Consider the following 25,504-nt stretch of genomic DNA (forward strand, 5'->3'; position numbering starts at 1 on the left):
TTTGCTCAATTAGCTTGTGTTCTGGTCGCCTGTTTTCTTGTTGCGGCAGAAGAGGTGGTATTCTTATCCCTGAGTAAAATATGATCCAGGATTTGACGCACTATAGTACCGACAGGTGGCCCAGAGCCGCTGTTTTCCAGAATGATAGAGATAGCAACTGTGGGGTTGTCATAGGGTGCAAAGGCTATCATCAGCTTATGGTCACGCAGGTGTTCAGCAAGTTTGCTTGCATTATAGGTTTCATAACTGAAAACTTGGGCAGTACCTGACTTAACTGCCGCTTTGTAAGGTGTGCCAGCAAAGGATCTGCGGGCAGTGCCATTCGGGGCATTGGCAACACCATACATGCCATCTTTGGCCATTTCCCAGTATCCAGAGTGAATATCTCCAATTGGTACACTGACCGGCGGTTGGTAAGGTTGCATTTCGCCATTTACGCGTGTGTTCATCAAGAAATGCGGTGTTTTGACCTCCCCATCATTGATCAACGTCATCAGAGCTTTTACCATCTGCATAGGTGTCGCTGTCCAGTATCCCTGACCGATACCAACAGAAATGGTATCACCTTGATACCACGGTTTTTTATAGCGCTTGAGCTTCCATTCACGAGTCGGCATATTGCCTGGGCTTTCTTCTTTTAAATCAATGCCTGTAAATTGGCCATAACCGAATTTTGACATCCACTCGGACATCCTATCGATACCCATATCATAGGCAACCTGATAGAAAAAAGTATCCGAAGATTCGACAATTGATTTATGTACATTCAGTTTGCCATGCCCCCAACGCTTCCAGTCGCGGTAACGTTTTTCTGATCCCGGTAGTTGCCACCAGCCGGGATCATTTATCGTCGTATTCTTTGTGATGACATCACTGCTAAGGGCTGCAACGGCAATAAAAGGTTTCACTGTGGACGCGGGCGGATAAGCCCCTTGTGTTGCCCGGTTAATCAACGGGCGGTTGGGATCGTTAAGCAGGGACTTATAGTCCTTGCTGGAAATACCATCAACAAATAGATTCGGATCATAGCTTGGGTTGGATACCATGGCTAAAACGTCCCCTGTCCGGGGATCGGTAACAACAACACCCGCCCGACTGGTTGTCAATATCTTTTCAATATAGGCTTGTAGCTCTAAATCGATTGATAGGTAAATATCTTTACCGGCTTGTGGAGGTTGTTCATGCAACTGACGAATGACTCTGCCACGGTTGTTGACCTCCACTTCTTCATAACCCGGTCTGCCATGCAGTGTGGACTCATAATAACGCTCAATGCCCAGTTTCCCGATATCATGGGTAGCCGCGTAATCTGGCAAAAGATCTTCTTTGTCGAGCCGTTCTACGTCTTTATCATTTATTTTGGCGACATAGCCGATGACATGGGTCAGGGCTGAACCATACGGATAATAACGCCGCTGGTATCCCTTGATTTCGAGTCCCGGAAAGCGATATTGGTTGACTGAAAACCGGGCAACTTGAACTTGAGTCAGAGGCGTTTTCAGAGGAATAGAGGTAAACCGACGTGCGCGTTGGCGCTCTTTTCTGAATGTTTCGATATCTTCATCAGTCAGCCCGATGACAGAACGCAATTCCTCTAATGTCTTATCAAGATCGGAAACTTTTTGAGGTACAATTTCCAATTGGTAAATAGTTCGGTTTGCTGCCAGTGGTATGCCATTGCGGTCATAAATAATACCCCGGCTTGGAGCGATGGGAACGAGCTTAATGCGGTTCCCATTTGATCGGGTTTGGTAATCTTCGTGGCGAGTAATCTGGAGATTATAGAGATTGGCGACCAGTATCCCTATTAAAATAATCATACCAATGAACGCCACGAGTGCGCGGCGTATAAACAGGGCTGATTCAGCCGAATGATCTCGAAAAGGGGTTCGTTTATTCTTCATCCCATTGCCAGAATTCACGGTGATAGATTACTCAATTTATTCCCGGTGATAAGGGTGGTTAGTTGTTATGCTCCAAGCTCGATAGAGGCTCTCTGCAACCAGAACCCGCACAAGAGGATGTGGCATTGTCAGAGGAGATAGTGACCAGCTTTGTTCCGCTGCTGCTTTACAGGCAGGAGCCAAACCTTCAGGGCCGCCAATCAGCAAGCTGACATTCCTGCCATCCAGCTTCCAGCGCTCAAGTTGTTGCGCCAATTGTGGGGTATCCCAACGAGAGCCGGGAATATCCAGTGTCACAATACGGTTGCCTTTACCGACAGCGGCCAGCATTTGTTCACCTTCTTTTTCCAGTATGCGTTTGATGTCAGCATTTTTGCCCCGTTTTCCCGCCGGAATTTCAATCAGTTCAAAAGGCATATCCTTAGGAAAACGATTCAGATAATCCATAAAGCCGGTCTGAACCCAGTCCGGCATTTTTGTTCCTACAGCGACCAGTTGTAACTTCAAACTCAGCTCCAGAGTTTTTCCAATTCGTACATGCGACGGCTGTCTTCTTGCATCACATGCACTATGATCTCGCCAAGATCGACAACTATCCAGTCTGAAATGCCTTGCCCTTCAACACCCAGGGGCATGATTCCAGCTTGGCGGCAATCATCAACCAGATTATCTGCCACAGACATCAGGTGGCGGCTTGATGTTCCGGTACAGATAACCATGCAGTCAGTAATACTGGATTTTCCACGAACGTCTATAGAAACAATATCCTGTGCTTTGGAATCTTCAAGTTTATCAATAACAAATTGTTGTAGTTCTGTGCCTTGCAAAAGGATCACCTTTATTTCATAAAATTGGTTGAGTAACACAGCATAATAACATGCCAATATCTGTAAAAGTAAGCAACTTAGCGGCAAATCAACGCATGATTTTGTTATTGTATGTATAGCCCTTGTGAATCGATATAATTTTGTATCTCTGAAGGAAGCAGGTCATCACAGCTTAACCCTTGCTGGTGGCGTTGACGAATATCAGTTGCCGAGATGTTTAATAATGGAGTAGCAGCCAAATAAATATAACCATTTGGTTTTTGGCTCAATGGAGATGGAGTTTCAATTTGATGCCTTTCAAGCCATTTTTGCATGTCTGCGGTTGAAAGCTGGCGTTGATAACCCGGACGGGAACAGACCAGTAAATGACAGATATCGAGTAGCTCTTCCCATTTATACCATGTGTGGATAGTTTGTAATGAATCCTGCCCAATGATGAATGCCAATGGGCGTTGTTCACCGACTTCCTGACGAAAGGATTTCAATGTTTCTATCGTGTAAGAGGGGGTTTGACGCTCCAGTTCGCGGGCATCTACAGTAAAAAGAGGATTGTCTTGTACAGCCAAACGAACCATTTCCAGCCGTTGCTGTGGTGTCGCCTCTGGCTGAGGACGATGTGGCGGAACATGATTAGGCAATAAAATAACCTGTTTGAGTCCGACTTGTTTTGCCAATGCCTTTACAGGACGTAAATGACCATAATGGATGGGATCGAATGTACCGCCAAATAGAGCTTGAATAACAGGGGAATCCGTATGGGGTATTGAATGAGTCTTTTTAAAAACAGCGTGCTGATGCTCGATGCCTTGTGAATCGATATGTTGTGAGTCAATATTTTGCGAATCAATAGAATCAAGCATTCAAAAAGCTCTTTGGTAATGGTTTTCCGCATAACAGCATGGAAAGCGTTTCCAGGTCAGCCCAAATGGATTGGCTATAATCCTGTTTGACGCGCAGTTCCATCTGGGTCAACAAATGTATGGCAGATTGCAGATCTTGTTGCGATAGACGCTGTAATGCGGCTGTCAGTAATGGCCGACGGTTTTGCCACACTTTGTGTTGATCAAGCAATGTTCTCAGGGGGACGGTTCTGCTTTGACGTTTAATTATCAGCAGCAACATTAGTTCCCGCTGTATAGTACGGATCAGAATGACACTCTCTGTATCTTCCTGTCGCAGTTGTTTCAGTATATGCCATGCCCGTTTGATTTTGTTTGCCAATAAGGCATCGACCCAATGATAGGGTGAAAAATGGGCCGCATCATTGACTGCCTCTTCAACGCGGTGCAGGGTCAGCCGATTATCGGGGTAGAGTAGGGAAAGACGTTCCAGTGCTTGAGCCAGCGCTAATAAATTCCCTTCATAGCAATAGCACAATAGTTGGTTGGCTTCCTCCTCCAGTGTCAGTCCCATGCTTTTGGCTCGTTGCGATACCCATTGAGGCAGACGATTTTGTTCTGGTGTCAGGCAACTGATGTATACACCATTTTGCCCGATAGACTTAAACCACGGGCTATTTTCCTGTGCTTTGGTGAGTTTATATCCACGTAGTATCAGCAGGATATCTGTATGCAGCAATTCCGTAAGCTTGGTCAGCCGTTCTGCCATTGCGGCATTAGGGCCATTTTCCGGAAGTAGCAGAGTAAGAGACTGGCGGCTTGCAAATAAGCTGAGTGACTGACATAAGCTGAAGATTTCATCCCAATCGGTATGGTTATCCAATGAGAAAGTAAAATGTTCCATAAAACCATGCTGTTCAGCCACTTTGCGGATGCTGTCCTGACTTTCCTGCAATAGCAACGGCTCGTTACCCCATAGCAGGTAGCTATTTCGCAGCCCTTCATTGAGCTGCGAAAGGAGTTGTTCAGGATACAGTCGGATCATGGCTTCTGTGTAGCCGCCATTTTCTGTTTTTCTTTAGCTTTCAGGAGTTCTGCACTATGAACGCTCAACAATTGACGCATAAGCTGATGGGCTGCTTGTTCGCGCATTTCCTGCTGAACCAGTTCATTTTCAGCATCTTTTGCCAATGCTTCCAATGGGTTATCAAAGAAAGAACGATCAACTCTCGCCTGTAATGGATAGATGCTGCCATCCGGCATCAGAATTTGAGCATCAACATTCAGCACTAACAAACGTTCAGCCGATTTACCATCCTGAAAGATTGAAACAGTCTCTTTATGTTCATTAGAGCTTAAAAGTTTCAAGATAGGTATTGAAGCATCTCCATGGTCAATGATTCTGACATCATTCAAACGAAGTTGCTGGCGCACTGCCCGTGCCAGAGGCCCGTATGGATCACTGGTACTTAACTGTAATGTTTGAAGCTCTTTTGGTACTTGTGTTGTACCACGAAGGTGGAAACCGCAGCCAGCGGTGACCAGCACCGCCAACCCGAGCAACAACGTAAGAATACGAAGCCGCAGATTATTTTCCACCACGCTTTTTACTAAATTTTTCAGCACAAACATGGTCTCCTGTTATCAGCCAACGACCAGATTCAGTAATTTACCTGGAACATAAATGACTTTACGAATGCTGACGCCTTCAAGATATTTCGTCACGCTATATTCTTGTGTCGCCATTTCTTGAACGAACTCTTTTGTTGCATCTGCTGGTACAGTAATACGACCACGAACTTTACCGTTAATCTGGATGATTACCAGTTTAATATCGTCTACCATGGCTTGTTCATCTGATTGTGGCCATTGTGCAATATCAATATCGTTTTCGTTGCCCAGCGCTTTCCACATTACGAAACAAGCGTGTGGAGTGATTGGTGAAAGCATGCGTACAACTGCGGTCAATGCTTCTTGCATTAGCGCCCGATCTTGCTCAGTTTCCTGTGGTGCACGCGTCAATTTGTTCATTAATTCCATGATCGCAGCAACGGCGGTATTGAATGCCTGGCGGCGACCAATGTCATCGGTAACTTTTGCAATGGTTTTGTGCAGATCACGACGCAGATCTTTCTGCTCAGTGGTCAGGTTGCTGGTATCCAGCGGCTGGGTTGCCCCTTTGTTGCTGTGCTCATGAACCAGACGCCAAACGCGCTTCAGGAAGCGGTTAGCTCCTTCTACGCCAGATTCCTGCCATTCCAGAGTCAATTCTGGTGGAGCAGCAAACATCATGAACAGACGAACGGTGTCAGCACCGTATTTATCAACCATAACCTGCGGGTCGATACCGTTATTTTTGGACTTCGACATTTTGCTCATGCCGGTGCAAACCAGTTCATGGCCTTCTTTATCTGTCGCTTTTACGATACGACCTTTCTCATCACGCTCAACAATGGTGTCAGCTGGGGATACCCAGACTTTTTCTCCACTGTTACCTGTGTAGTAGAAGGCATCAGCCAGAACCATACCTTGACACAGCAGGTGTTTGGCCGGTTCATCGGAATTGACCATACCGGAATCGCGCATCAGCTTGTGGAAGAAACGGAAATACATCAGGTGCATAATGGCGTGTTCAATCCCGCCGATGTATTGATCTACTGGCAGCCAGTAGTTAGCCGCAGCCGGGTCCAGCATGCCTTTATCATAATCTGGGCAGGTATAGCGTGCGTAATACCATGAAGATTCCATGAAGGTATCAAAGGTATCCGTTTCACGCAGTGCAGGTTGGTTATTGATAACTGTTTTTGCCCATTCTGGGTCAGCCTTGATTGGGCTTGTGATACCATTCATCACAACATCTTCTGGCAGGATCACTGGCAGTTGATCTTCCGGGACAGGAACAACAGTGCCATCTTCCAGTGTTGCCATCGGAATTGGTGCACCCCAGTAACGTTGGCGAGAAACACCCCAGTCACGCAGGCGATAATTGATTTTGCGTTGACCAACACCCATAGAAACCAGTTTGTCCGCGATAGCATTGAAGCCGTCTTCGTTGCTCAACCCACTGAATTCTGCAGAATTAACCAGAGCATTCTTGTCTGTCGCTGCTGCATCCTGAATATCTGGCAGGTTGCCTTCGTTGTCCAGAATAACGGCTTTCATTGGCAGATTATACTTGGTAGCAAATTCCCAGTCGCGCTGATCATGGGCAGGAACAGCCATAACAGCACCGGTTCCGTATTCCATCAGAACAAAGTTAGCAACCCAGATAGCAATTTTTTCGTTAGTCAATGGATGGATAGCAAACATGCCTGTTGACATGCCTTTTTTCTCCATTGTTGCCATATCAGCTTCAGCAACTTTGGTATTGCGGCATTCATTGATGAACTCAGTCAGTTCTGAGTTATTTTCAGAGGCTTGTTTAGCGAGAGGATGGCCCGCAGCGACAGCAACATAGGTCGCACCCATGAATGTATCTGGACGGGTAGTGTAAACAGTGAGTTTTTCTTGGCTGTCAGCAACATCAAAAGTGATTTCAACACCTTCGGAACGGCCAATCCAGTTACGCTGCATGGTTTTGACCTGTTCAGGCCAATCTTCCAGCTTATCCAGATCGTTCAGCAGCTCCTCTGCGTAGGCAGTGATCTTGATGAACCACTGTGGGATCTCTTTACGCTCAACCTGACTATCACAACGCCAGCAGCAGCCGTCAATCACCTGCTCATTTGCCAGAACAGTCATATCATGCGGGCACCAGTTAACCGCAGACGTTTTTTTGTATACCAACCCTTTTTCGTACAATTTTGTGAAGAACCACTGTTCCCAGCGATAGTATTCTGGCGTACAGGTCGTGACTTCACGATCCCAATCATAGCCAAACCCCAGAGTTTTCAACTGGTTTTTCATGTATTCAATATTGGAGTAAGTCCATGGAGCCGGTGCGGTATTATTCTTGATCGCAGCACCTTCTGCCGGCAGGCCGAATGCATCCCAACCGATAGGTTGTAGCACGTTTTTGCCCAGCATGCGCTGATAGCGGGAAATCACATCACCAATGGTGTAATTACGAACATGGCCCATGTGTAGTCGGCCAGAAGGATAAGGTAGCATGGACAGGCAATAATATTTTTCTTTGTCATTGTCTTCTGTCACTTTGAATGTTTGCTTCTCTTGCCAATGAAGCTGGACTTGTTGCTCTATGTCTTCTGGACGATATTGTTCTTGCATGGCACCGATAATCCTATGGTGAGTAGTAAAGCTACGCCTTTAGCGAGCATTGTTTATTTATGGAATCCAAGATCGCATAGCATAGCTGATAAGGGATAGGTGCAACAACTCTTGTTAAAGGAGGAATGCTGAAAATTACTTATTTTTGAGGGGAAATTTAAAATCGGCGGTAGCTGTTGCCATCCGCCGACAGGGAAAGATCAGTGCAAAATTTTCGCCAGAAAATCACGGGCGCGTTCTGATTTAGGGTTAGCGAAGAAATCTTCTTTCTTGCTGTCTTCGACAATTTTGCCTTCATCCATGAAAATAACACGGTGTGCCACTTTTTTGGCAAATCCCATTTCATGGGTTACAACCATCATGGTCATGCCTTCATTTGCCAGCTCAACCATGACATCCAGCACTTCATTGATCATTTCAGGATCGAGTGCGGAAGTCGGCTCATCAAACAACATGGAGATAGGGTCCATGCAGAGTGCACGAGCGATGGCAACCCGTTGTTGTTGACCACCGGAGAGTTGTGCTGGGAATTTATCGGCATGGCTGGATAATCCAACTCGCTCCAACAGTTTTAACGCTTTTTCGGTAGCGGTTTTCTTATTGCGTTTTAACACTTTGATCTGGGCCAGTGTCAGATTGTCAATAATGGACAGATGGGGGAACAATTCAAAGTGTTGGAATACCATTCCTACTTTGGAACGCAATTGTGCCAAATTAGTACTATTGTCATTGACTTTCGTGCCGTTTACCAGAATTTCACCCTGCTGGACAGGTTCAAGGCCATTGACCGTTTTTATTAGTGTGGATTTACCTGAACCAGAAGGTCCACAGACCACAACTACTTCGCCTTTTTTGACCTCAGTCGAACAATCAGTCAGAACCTGAAATTGGCCATACCATTTGGATACATTTTTCAGGGAAATCATCACACAGTCCTTTTCTTTAAATAGTTAACCAGCATGGAAGCGGCAAAACTAATCACAAAATAAACAAATCCGGCAAACAGAACCATTTCAACCTGAGTACCGTCTCGTTCACCAATATTCGTTGCTGTACGGAAAAAATCCGCCAGACTCAGCACATATACTAGAGAGGTATCTTGAAACAATACAATACCTTGAGTTAATAGTAATGGGGTCATCGCTCGGAATGCTTGCGGCAGAATAACCAGACGCATATTTTGCAGATGCGTCATCCCCAGTGCCAGCGCCGCAGAAGATTGCCCACGGGAAATGCTCTGAATACCCGCCCGAATAATCTCTGAATAATAAGCGGCTTCAAAGAGCGAGAAAGCTACCATTGCAGAAATCAAACGAATATCGTTTTTCGGCGATATGCCTAGAACATTTTGTAATAAGTTAGGCACAATCAGATAAAACCATAACAGTACCATCACCAACGGAATTGAACGGAAAAGGTTAACATACAGGGCAGCAAACCAGCTCAGAGCTTTGATGGATGAGAGACGCATCATCGCCAGAATAGTTCCCCAGAGAATGCCAACAATAACCGCTATTCCGGTGATTTTAAGTGTGATCACCAACCCATTGAGGAGAAAGGGCAGGCTGGGAATAATCGAACTCCAGTCAAACTGATACATTTTTTATCGTCCCCCCATATTGCCCGGTAAACGCACTTTTTTCTCAAGTATACTCATGAGCAGCATGATAACGAGGTTGATACCTACGTAAGCCAGTGTGATTGCTGTAAATGACTCATAGGCATGAGCGGAATAGTCCAGTAACTTACCAGCCTGGGCTGCCATATCAACTAGCCCGATTGTAGAAGCAATGGCAGAGTTTTTTACCAGATTGAGCATTTCCGAAGTCATTGGGGGAATGATCACTCGATAGGCGTTTGGCAACAGAACATAGCGGTAGGTTTGTGGCAAGGTCAAACCCACTGCCAGTCCTGCGGCCCGTTGACCTCTTGGGAGAGACTGAATTGCGGCTCGAACCTGCTCACATACACGAGCGGCCGTAAATAATCCCAGACAAATGACAGAAGAAATAAAAAATTGAATATTGGGATCTAATTCCATTTTGAACCAATTACTCAAATTTTGGGGCAGAAATTCGGGTACTACCAGATACCACGTAAAAAACTGGACGATCAGAGGGACGTTGCGAAATAACTCAACATAACAGGTTCCAATCCCGGAAAGGAATTTATTCGGGACAGTGCGGAGGATACCGAATAGTGATCCGACAATAAATGCAATGATCCAGGCACAGATAGAAAGAGTAATCGTTACCTGCAATCCAGAAATAAGCCACCCCAGATAGGTGGTATTACCAAAGGGGGCAGCTTGTAAGAAGATGCCCCAATTCCAATCAACAGACATAACCGTGCTCCCTGAAGTGGGATTAGCTGTAACGCCTAAAAACGATCCATTCGTTGTAATTTATTGAGTCAAAAAATGAGCTAAAAAAATGAGGTAGGGAACGACTACCTCATACCCGTCACGCCTATAAAATCGGGATCTCTCAGTTCGTTCGTTAATTCAATGCCTTATCACTTGGAGACTTAAACAACGTCTTCATTTCATCAGTCATGGAGAAGTTCATGTTCAGATTTTTGGGTGGAATCGGTTCTTTGAACCAGCGATTAAACATTTTTTCTGCTTCACCGGAGATTTGTACTTTCGCAATGACATCATCCATCAGCTTTTTAAATTGAGGATCATTTTTACGCAGCATACAACCATAGGCTTCTTCTGATTGTGGTTTGCCGACAATGATCCACTGATCCGGTTTTTTCGCTTTTGCACGTTCGCCCGCGAGTAGCGCATCATCCATCATAAACGCGACAGCACGGCCTGATTCTAGTGTACGGAATGCATCACCATGATCTTTTGCACTGATGATGCGCATTTTCATCTGCTTTTCATCATTGAGTTTATTCAGCAGAATTTCAGAAGTGGTGCCAGAAGTTACAACGACATTTTTTCCGGCCAGATCGTCAAACCCTTTAACACCTGGATCTTTGTTGGTCAACAGGCGAGTACCAACGGAAAAAATTGTATTGGAGAATGCCGCTTGTTTTTGTCTTTCAAGGTTATTGGTAGTAGAACCGCATTCAAAATCAAATGTACCGTTTTGCAGCAGAGGGATGCGATTCTGGGAAGTAATGGGGATCAGTTTGATTTGCAGGTTAGGCATATCCAGTTTTTTCTTCACGGCATCGACAATCAAGTTGGAATAATCTTGAGAGTAACCAACGACATTTTGCTGGTTATCGTAGTAAGAAAATGGAACGGAAGATTCTCTGTGCCCAACAACGATAACGCCATTACCTTTAATTTTTTTCAGTGTTCCAGTTAACTCCTCAGCATGGGCAGCTCCTACCGCGCTAAGCAACATTATAGTTAACATCAAATTACGCATATACAGCTCCTTTATAATTTAATGATTTTTTACGAAATCGGGTTTTCTTACAGATATTTGTGTTTCTACATTTATGCATAAAACTATTTAGTAGGAACGTTTTTCTAAATTTCTTTGTTTATATACTGTAAAAAAGTAATTCATAATGTTGTTTTTTTGAAACTATAATGTTTCTGTTTCGCGACACACCTCGCACTATAAATAAACAATTTAACTTATGCATAGTAAAAATCGAATAATATTGAATCTTGTTCACAGTTTGTTCCATTTGGTTTTTTATTTTCATTTTGTTTGTTTTTTAGATTTTATATCCTGTTGTTTTTATATTTTACGGAATTTAAATGTAATATTTAGAGGGGGATTTGTTGAAATTACCTGTGTTTTTTTCTGTTTGAATTACATAAAAAGCATATAAAATCAGAGCATATTATTAATGCTCTGATTTCTTTTAGAGATATTCGCTAAGGCCAATAGAGAAAATTAAGTTTTACGGCGTTTTTTTATAAAAGCAAAGATGAGAAACAGTACTGTAGTTCCCCATACTGGCCCATTACCAATACGGAAATAAGGCGTTACACCTGTGGCGGGAGTGACTTTGGCTTCCAAGACCTGCCGGGTAAATTGTGGAATTTCAGCCTGAATGGAGCCATCTGGATTGACTACCGCTGTAACACCGTTATTCGTTCCTCTTAGCAGGGGACGACCTAGTTCAAGAGAACGCATTCTGGCCATTTGGAAGTGTTGCCATGGGCCAATGGAGCGTCCGAACCAGGCGTCATTAGAAACAGTCAGTAGAAATTCTGTGTCAGGCTTGAAGTTATCACGAACTTGTTCACCCAAAATAATTTCATAGCAAATAGCCGCAGTAATATTATGTCCGGCAACAGAAAGCTGGGGTTGAATATAATCACCACGGCTAAAGGAGGACATCGGCAAATTGAATAAAGGGGCCAATGGACGCAATATTGATTCCAGCGGAACAAACTCGCCAAACGGTACAAGATGATGTTTGTCGTAACGGGTAGAGGCTGGGTATTGGTAAGGAGTTTTATCCCCTAATACAATAATGCTGTTATAGAATTTATAGCCTTTCAGAGTTGCTCGGGCATCAACAACACCAGTAATCAGGCTGGTATTGTGCTGTCTCAGTAAGGTATCCAATTTGATGAGGAAATCTTTCTGGTTGTATTCGTAATCAGGAATCGCTGATTCCGGCCAGATGATGATAGGTGCTTTGCCAATAAAAGGACGGCTATTATCTAGATAAATATCTAGCGTTTTTTCAAGTACAGCGGGGTCCCATTTTATTTCCTGGGGAATATTGCCTTGAATCAGAGCGATATAGGTGGTTTTTTCCGGCTGTAGGGTATACCACTGATAGTCTCTCATTGGCCATGGTAACAGCAATAGGATAGTGGCAATGATGGCTGATGATAGCTTTTTGTGAACGACAGCAAAAACCAGCAGCCCACTTATCATCATAAGTATGAAAGTAATGCCTTCCACACCCAGAATAGGGGCAACAGCTTTCATTGGACCGTCAATCTGGCTGTATCCGAACTGTAACCACGGAAATCCAGTTAATACCCAACCACGTAAGAATTCTGTTAACTGCCATATTGCCGGGCTGGCAATAATAAGCCTGATGCTGCTGGAAGCCGGAAAAAACCGATTCAGAATACCCGAAAATAAGGCGGGATAAAGGGCAAGATAAGCCGATAGCAGGATCACCAAAAAGATATTAATGGCTGTCGGCATTCCACCAAAGTTGGCGATGCTGACATAAACCCAGTTTGCTCCACTGCCAAATAAACCAAGCCCCCAGCACAAGCCAATAAAGAAAGCCTGACGGATGGCTCTGTTTAAGGTAAGGATTTGCAGGCCAAAAAGAGAAATAAGTGCAGCAGGCCAGAAATCAAAAGGTGAAAAAGCCAGCGTTCCACTGGCTCCGAATAAAAGTGCCAGCACAACACGTAGCCGCTGGCAACTCAGTAATGAGGCTTTGTTCATCTAGATCCTATTATTGTTTGTCAATGCTAGGAACTTCAGCATCATCCGGTATTTTTACATGAACCTGAATGATTTTACGGCTATCAGACATTGCTACTTTGAAAAGATAGCCATTGATGGTGATGGATTCTCCACGGGAAGGCAGATGACCAAATGCCTGCATAACTAACCCTCCAATAGTATCAACCTCTTCATCGCTGAAATTGGTTGCGAAAACGTCGTTGAAATCCTCAATTTGAGTTAATGCCCGCACTGAATAGGAATGGCGGCTTAGAGCACGAATATCGTTATCATCATCATCATCGTATTCGTCTTCTATTTCACCCACAATCAGTTCAAGGATATCCTCGATTGTGACCAAGCCGGAAACACCGCCAAATTCATCAATCACAATCGCCATATGATAGCGTTGAGAACGAAATTCTTTTAGTAGACGGTCAACACGTTTACTCTCCGGCACTACAACAGCCTGACGAAGTACTTTATCAATGCTGAAAGGTTCTGCATTCGTACGCATAAACGGCAGCAGATCTTTCGCCATTAATATACCTTCGATGTGATCTTTATCTTCGCTGATCACAGGAAAGCGTGAGTGTGCCGAATCAATAATAACATCCAGACATTCGTCCAGAGATTGATTGCTTTTTAAGGTAACGATCTGTGAGCGTGGGATCATAATGTCACGCACGCGTTGGTCAGCAATATCCATTACTCCTTCGAGCATTTCTCGGGTGTCAGGATCGATCAGGTCATTCTGTTCAGAATCACGAATCAGTTCAACCAAATCATCACGGTTTTTCGGTTCACCGTGAAAAAGCTGATTAAGAAGCGCAAAGAAGCTTTTCTTAGGGCCAGGGCTATCGTTACTTGAAGGATGGTCGTCGCTCATGGAGTTTTAATGAAAGTTCCCATTAATAAAATCGTGGATTGTAATATTTAACATAAAAATGCTGTCAATGGTTATTCTTTTTCCGTCAGATAAGGATCAGGATAACCCATTATTTTTAGAATTTCTGTTTCCAGAGACTCCATTTCCTCTGCTTCATCATCTTCGATATGATCATACCCCAGAAGATGGAGACTGCCGTGAACGACCATATGTGCCCAGTGTTCTTCGACAGTTTTTTGTTGCTCTTCTGCCTCTTTTTCAACAACCTGCCGGCAGATAATTAAATCACCCAGTAATGGCAATTCAACTTCAGGTGGTGCTTCAAATGGGAAGGATAACACATTGGTTGGTTTATCTTTCCCACGATAAGTGAGGTTTAAATCGTGGCTTTCTGCTTCATCAACCAAACGGATTGTGACTTCACTTTCAGCCTGAAATTGAGGCAAAACACCTTCCAGCCAGCGCTGGAACAGGGCTTCTTCAGGAAGCCCTTCTGGGTTTTCACATGCAATTTGCAAATCTAATATGACTGAACTCATTGTGCTTCCTGTCTGCGCTTTTCGTTTAGCTCTTGTTTACGCTTCTGCTCTGCTGCTTCCCATGCTTCATAAGCGATAACAACTTTTGCAACCACCGGATGGCGGACAACATCTTCGCTATGCAAGAAGTTAAAGCTTAGTTCATCAACATCAGACAAAACTTCCACTGCGTGGCTTAAGCCTGATTTTTGTCCCCTTGGCAAGTCAATCTGAGTTACGTCCCCCGTAATGACAGCTTTAGAATTAAAGCCAATACGTGTCAGGAACATTTTCATCTGTTCGATGGTGGTATTCTGGCTTTCGTCGAGAATAATAAAGGCATCATTCAGGGTGCGTCCACGCATATAAGCCAGTGGAGCTACTTCAATAACATTTCTTTCGATCAGTTTCTCAACTTTTTCAAATCCCAGCATTTCGAACAGTGCATCATAAAGCGGGCGTAGATAAGGATCGACTTTCTGGCTCAGATCTCCCGGCAAGAACCCCAATTTTTCACCGGCTTCAACCGCAGGACGTGTCAGCAAAATACGGCGGATTTCCTGACGTTCCAGTGCATCAACCGCAGCAGCAACTGCCAGATAGGTTTTCCCTGTTCCCGCAGGTCCGACTCCGAACGTAATATCATGAGTCAGGATGTTGGAAATATACTGCGCCTGATTGGGAGTACGGGGTTTAATAACCCCCCGTTTGGTTTTGATATTCACGGCCTTGCCATATTCAGACACGCTTTCTGCTACTTGCTCCAGTATGCGGCTTTCGGTGATAGCCAAATGAACCTGTTCAGGCTCAAGATCAGGTATTACGCCACGCACAGGAGTGGTTTCGACATAAAGGTGACGCAGAATTTCGGTTGCCGCACTAACGCACAAAGGCTTACCTACCAGTTTGAAACGATTGTCACGACGGTTAATTTCGATACCCAAACGACGCTCAATTTGTTTCAGGTTATCATCAAGCGGTCCGCACAGACTCATCAAACGTTGATTGTCTAAGGGTTCCAGAAAGATTTCTTGTGTTGTTGTTTGTGGGTTTATTTGTGTCACTGATTATCTCTATAATTAGGGCCTATTAAGGCTGGTAAAGGCCGACGCCGAGTTCATCTTCCTTACGAGTACGGGCAATGACTGATTCAGGGGATTCGTGAACGCGTAGATCCATTTCATCTTCAGTTCTAATGACTTGACCACGCAGAGAGTTGGCGTATACATCAACAATTTCGACATCAACGAATTTGCCAATCATGTCAGGTGTACCTTCAAAATTAACCACACGGTTATTTTCAGTACGACCAGAAAGTTCCATGATATTTTTACGGGATGGCCCTTCAACCAGAATACGCTGTGTGCTGCCGTGCATTGCGCGGCTGAAGCTCATGGCTTGTTGATTAATACGTTGTTGTAACAAGTATAGGCGCTGTTTTTTCTCTTCTTCACTTACATCATCCGGCAAATCAGCGGCAGGTGTTCCCGGACGTGCTGAGTAGACAAAGCTGAAACTCATGTCGAAATTAACGTCAGCAATCAGCTTCATAGTTTTTTCGAAATCATCCTGTGTTTCTCCCGGGAAACCGATGATGAAGTCAGAACTGATGAAAATATCAGGACGAGCCTTGCGCAGACGGCGAATGATGCCTTTGTATTCCAGCGCAGTATGGGCACGCTTCATCAACGTCAGAATGCGGTCAGAACCACTCTGGACAGGTAAATGCAGGTAACTTACCAATTCCGGCGTATCTTCATAAACAGAGATGATGTCGTCAGTAAACTCAATCGGATGGCTGGTGGTGAAACGGACACGGTCGATACCATCAATGGCTGCAACCAAACGCAGCAGTTCTGCAAATGTGCAGATATCACCATCAAACGTCGCACCTCGGTAGGCATTTACGTTTTGACCGAGTAAGTTAACTTCACGTACTCCTTGTGCCGCAAGCTGGGCAATTTCAAACAGGATATCATCACAAGGGCGGCTGACTTCTTCCCCGCGCGTGTAAGGAACAACACAGAATGTGCAGTATTTATTGCAGCCTTCCATGATGGAGACGAATGCGCTCGGGCCTTCAGCACGAGGCTCCGGCAGACGGTCAAATTTTTCGATTTCCGGGAAGCTGATATCAACAACGGGGCTGCGAGTGCCTTTAACATGATTAATCATTTCAGGCAGACGGTGCAGGGTTTGTGGCCCAAAGATAATATCGACGCTAGGTGCGCGCTGACGAATAAAATCCCCTTCCTGAGAGGCTACGCAGCCACCAACACCTATAATGACTTCAGGATTTTTGTCTTTCAGACCTTTCCAGCGACCAAGCTGGTGAAAGACTTTTTCCTGCGCCTTTTCACGGATTGAACAAGTATTCAGGAGTAAGACATCTGCTTCTTCGGCGACATCGGTTAACTGATAACCGTGAGTGGTTTCCAGTAGGTCGGCCATCTTGGATGAATCGTATTCGTTCATCTGACAGCCCCAGGTTTTAATATATAGTTTCGACATTTTATGTTCCGGTGTTTCCAGTGGAATGATGCTTCAACACTGAAAAGCGCAATGTGTTGCACATAGTGTATTTAGCATAATTTTGTTGGCTATTGTAGTCATTTGAGATACCAGTGACCAGACTGTAACATCGGATATTCACAGCCGGAAAGGGAAAATTCCGGTACACTGCTTTAATCAATAAGTTAATAACGTGATGAATATGAATAATCCACAACAAAAATTCGATATCGTTGTCGTGGGGGCGGGCATGATTGGCGCCGCAACTGCATTGGGATTAGCGCAGGAAGGGTGGCGAGTTGCATTATTAGAACATCAGCCACCGGAACCTTATATTGCTGGCAGTGAGCCTGATATTCGTGTATCTGCAATTAGCTGTACTTCCGTGGACTTATTGAAGCAAGTGGGGGCATGGGAAAATGTATTGAACATTCGCAGTGCTCCTTATCGGAAGCTGGAAACGTGGGAACAAAATGATTCCAATGTTATTTTTGAGGCTAAGAACTTAGGGTTGCCAGAATTGGGCTACATGGTGGAAAACCGGATCTTGCAACTGGCATTGTGGCAGGAGTTTGAGCGTTATCCAAATCTGACATTGTTTTGTCCCACCACCCTGAAATCGATGCAGCGCCAGCATGAAACTAAATCATGGCTGGTGGCATTGTCAGATGGAACGGAAATTGGTACTCGTCTGATTATTGGTGCCGATGGTGCCCGTTCTCAGGTTCGCCAATTCGCAGGCATTGGCAGCAGAGGATGGCAATATCGTCAGTCATGTATGCTGATAACCGTCAAAACTGGGCAACCTCAACAAGATATAACATGGCAGCAGTTTTTTCCTTCTGGTCCCAGAGCTTTTTTGCCACTGTTTGATCAATGGGCTTCATTGGTTTGGTACGATTCTCCAGCCCGTATTCGCCAATTGCAATCAATGACAATGGCACAGCTTGAGCTAGAAATTTTTCAGGCATTTCCCAGCCGTTTGGGTAAAGTCACACCAATTGCAGCAGGTTCATTTCCTCTGGCCCGTCATCATGCCAGCCATTATGTTCAAGAAGGATTGGTCTTATTGGGTGATGCGGCTCATACCATTAATCCACTGGCAGGGCAGGGAGTGAATTTGGGATATCGGGACGTTGATGTTTTGCTTAAGGAACTGACTAAGGCTAAGGAAGTGCTGGAAGAGTGGGATTCATTGGCAGTTTTGATGCGTTACCAACGTCGCAGGATGCCGGATAATTTGGTGATGCAAGCGGGAATGGATCTCTTTCATACTACATTCAGCAGTAATTTACCGGGATTGAAAACAATGCGTAATTTAGCATTGATGGCGGCTCAACATTCAGGTTCAATAAAAAATCGCGCACTGAAATATGCATTGGGATTGTGAGTGATTCTCTCTATCGTCAAGCAACCGTGTTGCTTACTGATGACTTGAAGCGTAATTAGGATTTGAAATCATCAGCCCTTATTGGGCTGATTTTGTTGGTTTTATAAGGATATTAGCGGGAATTCCAAACATATTATTCAGGTTTCGTATCATAGGTAGTGTCAGATTACGCTTACGATTGAGAATCTCATAAACACGATTGGATTTACCAATGGCTGGTTCCAAGTCTTTAACAGTTAAACCTGATTGCTCCATTTTATATTTAATGGCTTCAATGGGGTCGGGTGGATCGATTGGATAATGTTCTGCTTCATAGGCTTCTATTAGCAACACCATAACTTCCATGTAATCAAATTCAGGTGTTCCAATTTCAGGCTGATTATCAAACAATGGAGCAATGGTTTTTAACGCATATTGATAATCTTGTTCTGTTCTAATAGGTTTAATGTTCATAGTTCACTCCGGCTCAAAGATAGAAACTATAAGTCGGTAGTCATTCCCTTTGATGTTGAATACCACACGATTATTTTTCAGGATACTTGCATTGCGGTATTGCGCTTTAATTTCAGCAGGTGTTTTCCAAGAAGCTTTTTTAGCTCCATCAAACCATGCTTTTAGTGGTTGTTCCGCCTCAGGATACTTTTCCCAAAAAGCTTTTAGTGATGCAATGGATATTATTTTCATAAACTCATGCTGGTCCCGTTTTGAGACTCATGCAAGTGATAGTATGATTTTTGCACCATGCTACTTAACGATATTTTCGTATTATTTAACCGTCATTTTTCAAGTAGCAAATATTGTATTTATTGATGATTGAAAAGTATGTAGGTACTGGGATACAGCTATAGATAATGACATGATTTTTTGGGTGGCAGAAAAACAAAAAAACCACCTTGAGGTGGGATTCTTTCCAATATATTGCTGCTTAACTCATTGATAAATATGGCTGGGGTACCAGGATTCGAACCTGGGAATGCCGGAATCAGAATCCGGTGCCTTACCGCTTGGCGATACCCCAACTTAATTTGTAAATGGTGGCTACGACGGGAATCGAACCTGTGACCCCAGCATTATGAGTGCTGTGCTCTAACCAGCTGAGCTACGTAGCCATTTACAACTTAATTGTAGATTTTGTGATAACCTTCGGTGATATGGCTGGGGTACCTGGATTCGAACCAGGGCATGCCAGGATCAAAACCTGGTGCCTTACCGCTTGGCGATACCCCACCTGAATGGTCATCATTACAACCTTCGTTATGCTTAGACTTTTAATTCAGGAACAATTGTTTTAATCAACTGTTTCATTTAAGAATGGCTGGGGTACCTGGATTCGAACCAGGGTATGCCAGGATCAAAACCTGGTGCCTTACCGCTTGGCGATACCCCACCTGAAACAACATACTAAAACTTAAAACGTTACGAATGTAAATTCTAAGTACAACCCGATAAAGAAAATGGTGCGGGAGGCGAGACTTGAACTCGCACACCTTGCGGCGCCAGAACCTAAATCTGGTGCGTCTACCAATTTCGCCACTCCCGCAAAGATGGTGGCTACGACGGGAATCGAACCTGTGACCCCAGCATTATGAGTGCTGTGCTCTAACCAGCTGAGCTACGTAGCCATCTTTTTTCGCTTTGCCTTCATCGGCGGTGCGGGGCGCATTATGCGTATATCAGACAGATGCGTCAACTGCTTTTTTAAAGAAATATGCACTAAATCGTTTGTTTGTTTGTCTTGTAATCACTTTGCCGACAAAGCCGACAGAATTGGTTGAAATTATCCTCCAAGTAGATGTTGCAACAGTACACCATTAAGCATGGCGCGTTTCGTAAGTGCGAATGCTCCAATTGCAGAGCAGTGATTTAGCTCAGAAACGACAACTGGCAGCTCTTCACGAAATGCTTTTAACACTTGTTTATTGATGCAGTTCTGAATAGCAGGAAGCAAAACCTGCTCGGCTTCCGCGATTTCGCCAGCAATAACCACTTTCTGGGGATTAAATAAGTTAATCGTTATCGAGATAGCCTTGCCAAGATAGTGCCCTGCTTGCCGGATAATTTCGGTTGCCAGAGGATCACCTGCATTGGCTGCGAGGCAGATCGCATGAATATTGCAATTATTCAAAGTGAGCTGGCTTGGAAAGCCCTGACGTAACTGATGCTGTACTCTGGACTCTATCGCTGAGTTAGATACGATAGTTTCCAGACAGCCAAAATTACCGCAATGGCAGCGTTCACCCAGAGGCTCGATTTGAATATGGCCTATTTCGCCCAAATTGCCGCGTTTGTTGAGCAGGATATTGTTATTAACGATAACACCGGCACCAGTTCCGCGATGGATGCGTACTAGAATGGAGTCCTCACAATCGCGGGTTGCTCCAAAATAATTTTCTGCTAATGCCAGACTACGAATGTCATGACCAATAAAACAGAAGGTCTTGAAGTGATTTTTGAGATTATAAACCAGAGGCCAGTTTTCCACTTTGATATGTGGCATATAGCGGATAATGCCTTCATCGGGGTCAACAAGACCGGGGATAATCACTGAAATTGCGATCAACTCCCGAATCCGACGCTGATTTTGGTCAATGAAACTATCAATGGCGGAAATAATCCGCTTTTCGACTTCCTGCTGCGTATTTTCCAGTATAGCGTAGCGCTCTTCCGTCAGCGTTTTACCGCTCATATCGAATAGTGCTAAAGTGGCATCATGGCGCCCGAGCCTAATCCCAATAGTATGGAAATGTCTGCTTTCAGTAACAATAGAGATAGCACGCCTTCCTCCGGTGGAAGCTTGGTGCTCAACTTCTTTAATCAGGCCACGTTCCAATAGCTGACGAGTAATTTTGGTTACACTGGCGGGAGCAAGCTGGCTTTCTTCTGCAATTTGAATACGTGATATGGGGCCATGCTGATCAATCAATCGATAGACCACAGCTCCATTTAATTGTTTAACCAGATCAATATTACCGATTTGCTTCTGTGTATTCTCATTACCCATCAGTTTTTATACTCACGATAGTTTGACTTCATTTCCGTTAACAATGGTCTTGCAGATTTTGAAATCGTGAGTAAATGCGGTCAGATTCGCTACCTTACCAGATTCAATCGTGCCGAAATGTTTATCAACACCGATAGCTCGGGCAGGGTACAGCGTCGCCATCCGCAACGTTTCATCTAAAGCAATACCAACGTGTTCAACACTATTTTTGATGCTACCAATCATTGTGATTGATGAGCCGCTTAGCGTTCCATTTTCGTCGACACATAAACCATTTCGATAATATATTGTTTTGTTGGCAAAGGTAAATTGCTGCATTGCGTCAGAAGCGAGTCCGGCAGGGACGATAGCATCCGTTACCAAAATCAGTTTTTCATTTTTCAATTTCTTGGAATTACGGATATTTGGCCATGATACATGCATTCCATCACAGATAATGCCGGCATAGATTTCTGATGAGTCATAAATGGCACTGATTAGGCCGGGCTGACGGCCTGAAATTGCAGGCATTGCATTATATAAGTGGGTAGAAAAAGTAATGCCGTTTTGGAAACCATGGCGTGCTTCTTCATAAGTGGCATTGGAATGACCCGCAGAAACAACAATACCAGCTTCGGCTAATTGCTGAATATATTTGCTTTCAACGATTTCAGGGGCAAGAGTAATCTTAGTAATAACATCCGCATTAAGACACAGGTAATTCATCATTTCTGGTGTAGGTTTACGGATATATGCCGGATTGTGAGTCCCTTTTTTAACGGGGTTAATATAAGGCCCTTCCAGATGTAGCCCTAAGGCCTGATTGGGGTTATTTTTGATATAAGAGCGCATTACTTCGATGGCTTTAATCATTAATTCATCGGGACCGGTAATAAGGGTAGGAAGAAAACTGGTACATCCGTAGAGCTGGTTGGTTGCCTGCATGACATGCAGAGTATCTTCGGAGATATCTTCCAACCGTTCATTAAACTGGACACCACCACAACCGTTGACTTGCAGATCAATAAATCCGGGAGCGAGGTTTGCGTCATGTAAATCGCGCTTCTCAATCTTTTTTGGCAACTCATCGACCGGACAAACCTGCTTAATCAAACCATCCGCAATGATAACTGCATGATTATCAAGCCTGTCATATCCGGTATAGATAATACCGTTGGTTAATGCGTACATATTAGTCTATTAACTCCTGAAATAAGTTCTGGCTGACGAATTCATTGATAGTGTCAGCTTCTAACTGACGGAAATACTTAACTGTTTTCACCTTTAATTCCATTGTTGCTGGTTCATCACAGACAATAAGTGATTTGGGATGCATTTGGAGACAACTGATTGTCCACATATGGTTGATATGCCCTTCTATTGCGGCTTGCAGAGCTTGTGCTTTATTCATTCCGGTTGCCAGAATCATAATTTCTTCGGCATCCATCAGGGTTCCTACGCCAACGGTCAAAGCATATTTGGGAACTTGTTTTACGTCATTATTAAAGAAACGGGAATTTGCTGTTCGAGTTTCAATAGTCAGGGTTTTGATGCGTGTGCGCGAAGAAAGAGAAGATGCAGGTTCATTAAAGGCAATATGCCCATCATTACCTACACCGCCCATGAATAAATGGATTTTGCCATATGCTTTGATCTTATTTTCATAACGCTGGCATTCAACATCAATATCTGTCGTATTTCCGTTTAACAAATTGATATTTTCTTTTGGGATATCAATATGACTAAAGAAATTTTGGTGCATAAATGAGTGGTAGCTTTGAGGGTGATCTTCCGGCAGGCCGATGTATTCATCCATATTAAAAGTCACAACGTGCTTGAAGCTCACTTTTCCAGTCTGGTACAGAGAAATCAATTCCCTATAGGTAGCCAGTGGTGTACTGCCCGTGGGTAGCCCCAGTACGAAAGGGCGCTCTGCCGTTGGATTAAATTCATTGATTTTAGATGCGATATAGTGAGCAGACCATCGACCAACATCACTTGCCGTAGTTAGGGGAATAAGCCTCATGATTACCTCTTAAAAATTTATTCATTAATTTAATTATGAGGGCTATGCACGATATACGCGATATCCGAGATATCGATGTCATGTGCGATAGCTGTAGGGTAAAAACGCACATCATACCTGTTCTGTGTCAGGCCGTGTCCCATTTCAATGGGATAAAGATATTTCATATGATAAAATAAGTTGAGTTGGGTAGCTAGCTGTTTAGCTATTTAAGCACTTGATATGGTTTCTTAATGAGATTTAAAAGACTGTTTTTTTATTTTGAAAAAAAAGTATTATGTTTTTATTTTACTTTTTTAAATGCAATTTAATGACGTGATTTTAGTAAAGGAGAAAGGAACGTGATTACGTTCCTTTTTGGAGTAGCAGATAGAATATTATTCAATTTTGTTTGCGTTGCTTGATTTTAGCTGGATTTTGACCTGTTCTGCGATGTTTTCAGCTTGTGGGCCAAGAATGACCTGAATACTCTGTTTACCTATTTTTAAGACTCCTTTAGCACCTAATTTCTTTAATTGAGCTTCATCTAACTGAGTATTATCTTTCACCGTTAAGCGGAGCCGGGTGATGCAAGCATCGACAGTACGAATATTCTGGGCACCGCCGAGGGCTTTGATGTAATGTGTGATAGCTTCTTTATCTTGAGATGCAGAGGTTGCTTTATCAGTATTTTCTTCTTCCCTACCTAATGTATTGAGATTGAAAATCCGGATCATTAAGGTAAAAGAGGCAAAATAGATAATGAAGAATAAGGCGATAAGAGGAACGAGTATCCATGGTTTTGTTGCCAGTCCCCAGTTTAATCCAAAATCGATGAGTCCGGCAGAGAAGCCGAATCCGTGTAAAACGTCCAAAGAGTTAGTGATTACCATACTGATGCCTGAAAGCACCGCATGTAAAACATAGAGAACGGGAGCCAAGAACAGGAATGAAAACTCTATGGGTTCAGTGATCCCTGTAAGGAATGATGTTAAGGCGACGGAAAACAGCATACCACCAATCTGAGGACGGCGTTCTTTCGGAGCGGCTAAATACATCGCTAAAGCTGCGCCAGGTAAACCACCCATAAAGATTAGATAGGCCCATGCCATATAAACACCCGCTTTAGGGTCACCGGCAAAGAAGCGGTTGAGATCACCACGGGCGAGTTCACTCGCTATTTGTGTGATGCTTGAACCTTCTATTCCGGGTACGGTTGCTCCAATAGTGAGCGAGCTTACTACATCTGGAGCCAAACAAATATTGTGTATCGATCCAGCCAGATCGTAAGTAATTTTCAAACAGTCGCCTAAACTGAACCAGAAAACGGAGTGCAAGATATAATGAAGGCCAAATGGAATAAGCGCACGGTTAAGAACACCATATGTAAACCATCCTGCCATCCCGCTTTTTGATACCAAAAGACTAAAATTATCAATGCCATGTTGTATATATGGCCAGATATGCCCGCAAATCCATGCAAGAAAAAGACAAATAATACCGTTTATAATGGGAACTAAGCGTTTGCCGGCAAAAAATGCCAAAAACTCCGGCAATTGAGTTTCAGAAAAGCGGTTATAACAATGCCCGGCAACGATACCGGCAATAATACCCGCGAAAAATGACATATTGATTTTAGGATCAATAACCGCAGTTGCTTTTGTTAGAATAAAAAAACCTACAACACCAGCGAGTGCAGCCGCCCCACCATTGTCTTTCGCAAGACCGACAGAAATACCCAATGCGAATAATAAAGGCAAATTTTCAAAAATTCCGCCACCCGCACTGGCAATAAAAGCAATATTGAATACATCGGGTTGACCAAGCCGCAATAGTAACGCGGCTACCGGAAGTGGAGCGATTGGAAGCATGAGAGCTTTTCCCAATCGCTGCAAGTAACTAAATATACCCATGGCGCTCACCTATTGTAATAAATATTATTGGAGACTTTTCATTATCATCATGACTTATTTTTAATTGAAAAATAATGAAAAGCCACAGGTAAATAAGTAATTGTG

The 25,504-nt window shown here is 43.8% G+C and carries 22 protein-coding genes, 6 tRNA genes and 1 pseudogene; 1 reads left to right on the top strand and 28 read right to left on the bottom strand.

Translation table 11 applies throughout. The features are described from left to right. Window positions 1–5: 5 nt before the first annotated feature. The 16 genes from mrdA to miaB all read right to left on the bottom strand — a co-directional run bounded on the left by mrdA (window position 6) and on the right by miaB (window position 17,111). Window positions 6–1,904, bottom strand: coding sequence for a peptidoglycan DD-transpeptidase MrdA (gene mrdA / locus AC5JQI_RS05940; RefSeq protein WP_493914039.1), 1,899 nt, complete (start codon window positions 1,902–1,904; stop codon window positions 6–8). A 36-nt stretch (window positions 1,905–1,940) separates the two neighbouring features. Further along, window positions 1,941–2,411 carry a 23S rRNA (pseudouridine(1915)-N(3))-methyltransferase RlmH gene (gene rlmH, locus AC5JQI_RS05945; RefSeq protein ID WP_047769160.1) on the bottom strand — a complete coding sequence of 157 codons (471 nt, stop codon included), beginning with the start codon at window positions 2,409–2,411 and terminating at the stop codon, window positions 1,941–1,943. A 2-nt stretch (window positions 2,412–2,413) separates the two neighbouring features. Then, window positions 2,414–2,740, bottom strand: a complete 327-nt coding sequence (gene rsfS, locus AC5JQI_RS05950) for a ribosome silencing factor (RefSeq protein ID WP_237385942.1) — start codon at window positions 2,738–2,740, stop codon at window positions 2,414–2,416. 95 nt (window positions 2,741–2,835) lie between these two features. Beyond that, window positions 2,836–3,591, bottom strand: a complete 756-nt coding sequence (nadD, locus tag AC5JQI_RS05955; protein WP_493914040.1) for a nicotinate-nucleotide adenylyltransferase — start codon at window positions 3,589–3,591, stop codon at window positions 2,836–2,838. Then, window positions 3,584–4,615: a DNA polymerase III subunit delta gene (gene holA, locus AC5JQI_RS05960; RefSeq protein ID WP_493914041.1), complete on the bottom strand. Its 1,032-nt coding sequence runs from the start codon at window positions 4,613–4,615 to the stop codon at window positions 3,584–3,586. The genes nadD and holA overlap by 8 nt, the downstream gene beginning before the upstream one ends. Continuing rightward, window positions 4,612–5,157 (bottom strand): LPS assembly lipoprotein LptE, encoded by a 546-nt coding sequence (gene lptE / locus AC5JQI_RS05965; protein ID WP_237385985.1) that lies wholly within the window; start codon window positions 5,155–5,157, stop codon window positions 4,612–4,614. The genes holA and lptE overlap by 4 nt, the downstream gene beginning before the upstream one ends. A gap of 57 nt (window positions 5,158–5,214) precedes the next feature. After that, window positions 5,215–7,797: a leucine--tRNA ligase gene (leuS, locus tag AC5JQI_RS05970; RefSeq protein ID WP_493914042.1), complete on the bottom strand. Its 2,583-nt coding sequence runs from the start codon at window positions 7,795–7,797 to the stop codon at window positions 5,215–5,217. A gap of 200 nt (window positions 7,798–7,997) precedes the next feature. Then, a complete protein-coding gene (locus tag AC5JQI_RS05975; RefSeq protein ID WP_493914043.1) occupies window positions 7,998–8,723 on the bottom strand; it encodes an amino acid ABC transporter ATP-binding protein in 726 nt (241 codons plus the stop codon). Beyond that, the gene (gene gltK / locus AC5JQI_RS05980; RefSeq protein WP_493914044.1) at window positions 8,723–9,397 is read right to left on the bottom strand and encodes a glutamate/aspartate ABC transporter permease GltK; all 675 of its coding nucleotides are present in this window, start codon (window positions 9,395–9,397) and stop codon (window positions 8,723–8,725) included. Before gltK ends, AC5JQI_RS05975 begins: the two co-directional genes overlap by 1 nt. A gap of 3 nt (window positions 9,398–9,400) precedes the next feature. After that, window positions 9,401–10,141, bottom strand: a complete 741-nt coding sequence (locus tag AC5JQI_RS05985; RefSeq protein ID WP_237385948.1) for an amino acid ABC transporter permease — start codon at window positions 10,139–10,141, stop codon at window positions 9,401–9,403. A gap of 154 nt (window positions 10,142–10,295) precedes the next feature. Further along, window positions 10,296–11,183 (bottom strand): glutamate/aspartate ABC transporter substrate-binding protein, encoded by an 888-nt coding sequence (locus AC5JQI_RS05990; protein ID WP_493914045.1) that lies wholly within the window; start codon window positions 11,181–11,183, stop codon window positions 10,296–10,298. A gap of 480 nt (window positions 11,184–11,663) precedes the next feature. Further along, window positions 11,664–13,193: an apolipoprotein N-acyltransferase gene (gene lnt, locus AC5JQI_RS05995; RefSeq protein ID WP_493914046.1), complete on the bottom strand. Its 1,530-nt coding sequence runs from the start codon at window positions 13,191–13,193 to the stop codon at window positions 11,664–11,666. A 10-nt stretch (window positions 13,194–13,203) separates the two neighbouring features. Continuing rightward, window positions 13,204–14,082: a CNNM family magnesium/cobalt transport protein CorC gene (gene corC, locus AC5JQI_RS06000; RefSeq protein WP_493914047.1), complete on the bottom strand. Its 879-nt coding sequence runs from the start codon at window positions 14,080–14,082 to the stop codon at window positions 13,204–13,206. 71 nt (window positions 14,083–14,153) lie between these two features. Next, on the bottom strand, window positions 14,154–14,621 hold the full coding sequence (gene ybeY, locus AC5JQI_RS06005) for an rRNA maturation RNase YbeY (protein WP_323855560.1): 468 nt from the start codon (window positions 14,619–14,621) through the stop codon (window positions 14,154–14,156). Continuing rightward, the gene (locus tag AC5JQI_RS06010) at window positions 14,618–15,595 is read right to left on the bottom strand and encodes a PhoH family protein (RefSeq protein WP_493914629.1); all 978 of its coding nucleotides are present in this window, start codon (window positions 15,593–15,595) and stop codon (window positions 14,618–14,620) included. The genes ybeY and AC5JQI_RS06010 overlap by 4 nt, the downstream gene beginning before the upstream one ends. Before the next feature lie 94 nt (window positions 15,596–15,689). After that, window positions 15,690–17,111 carry a tRNA (N6-isopentenyl adenosine(37)-C2)-methylthiotransferase MiaB gene (gene miaB / locus AC5JQI_RS06015; RefSeq protein WP_323855559.1) on the bottom strand — a complete coding sequence of 474 codons (1,422 nt, stop codon included), beginning with the start codon at window positions 17,109–17,111 and terminating at the stop codon, window positions 15,690–15,692. A gap of 202 nt (window positions 17,112–17,313) precedes the next feature. Between miaB and ubiF the strand changes: the two genes are divergently transcribed. Continuing rightward, the gene (gene ubiF / locus AC5JQI_RS06020) at window positions 17,314–18,501 is read left to right on the top strand and encodes a 3-demethoxyubiquinol 3-hydroxylase (protein ID WP_493914048.1); all 1,188 of its coding nucleotides are present in this window, start codon (window positions 17,314–17,316) and stop codon (window positions 18,499–18,501) included. 78 nt (window positions 18,502–18,579) lie between these two features. Here the strand turns inward: ubiF and AC5JQI_RS06025 are convergent, their stop codons facing one another. From AC5JQI_RS06025 to nagE, 12 genes and pseudogenes are all read right to left on the bottom strand, one after another. Then, a complete protein-coding gene (locus tag AC5JQI_RS06025; RefSeq protein ID WP_493914049.1) occupies window positions 18,580–18,954 on the bottom strand; it encodes a helix-turn-helix domain-containing protein in 375 nt (124 codons plus the stop codon). 18 nt (window positions 18,955–18,972) lie between these two features. Next, window positions 18,973–19,185: pseudogene (locus AC5JQI_RS06030) on the bottom strand (type II toxin-antitoxin system HigB family toxin); the annotation flags it as partial. Window positions 19,186–19,444: 259 nt separating this feature from the next. Then, window positions 19,445–19,519 (bottom strand) — tRNA-Gln (locus AC5JQI_RS06035). A gap of 14 nt (window positions 19,520–19,533) precedes the next feature. Continuing rightward, window positions 19,534–19,610: transfer RNA gene (locus tag AC5JQI_RS06040), tRNA-Met, on the bottom strand. A gap of 43 nt (window positions 19,611–19,653) precedes the next feature. Further along, window positions 19,654–19,728, bottom strand: a tRNA-Gln gene (locus tag AC5JQI_RS06045). Between the two features lie 85 nt (window positions 19,729–19,813). Then, a tRNA-Gln gene (locus tag AC5JQI_RS06050) sits at window positions 19,814–19,888 on the bottom strand. A 68-nt stretch (window positions 19,889–19,956) separates the two neighbouring features. After that, window positions 19,957–20,041, bottom strand: a tRNA-Leu gene (locus AC5JQI_RS06055). Between the two features lie 5 nt (window positions 20,042–20,046). Beyond that, window positions 20,047–20,123 (bottom strand) — tRNA-Met (locus tag AC5JQI_RS06060). Window positions 20,124–20,278: 155 nt separating this feature from the next. Beyond that, the gene (nagC, locus tag AC5JQI_RS06065; RefSeq protein WP_493914050.1) at window positions 20,279–21,502 is read right to left on the bottom strand and encodes a DNA-binding transcriptional regulator NagC; all 1,224 of its coding nucleotides are present in this window, start codon (window positions 21,500–21,502) and stop codon (window positions 20,279–20,281) included. A gap of 12 nt (window positions 21,503–21,514) precedes the next feature. Next, window positions 21,515–22,672, bottom strand: coding sequence for an N-acetylglucosamine-6-phosphate deacetylase (nagA, locus tag AC5JQI_RS06070; RefSeq protein ID WP_493914051.1), 1,158 nt, complete (start codon window positions 22,670–22,672; stop codon window positions 21,515–21,517). A 1-nt stretch (window position 22,673) separates the two neighbouring features. Then, the gene (gene nagB, locus AC5JQI_RS06075) at window positions 22,674–23,507 is read right to left on the bottom strand and encodes a glucosamine-6-phosphate deaminase (RefSeq protein WP_493914052.1); all 834 of its coding nucleotides are present in this window, start codon (window positions 23,505–23,507) and stop codon (window positions 22,674–22,676) included. A gap of 377 nt (window positions 23,508–23,884) precedes the next feature. After that, window positions 23,885–25,399 carry an N-acetylglucosamine-specific PTS transporter subunit IIBC gene (gene nagE, locus AC5JQI_RS06080; RefSeq protein WP_493914053.1) on the bottom strand — a complete coding sequence of 505 codons (1,515 nt, stop codon included), beginning with the start codon at window positions 25,397–25,399 and terminating at the stop codon, window positions 23,885–23,887. Window positions 25,400–25,504 lie beyond the last annotated feature (105 nt).

The organism is Xenorhabdus sp. XBWT (genome assembly GCF_059072735.1).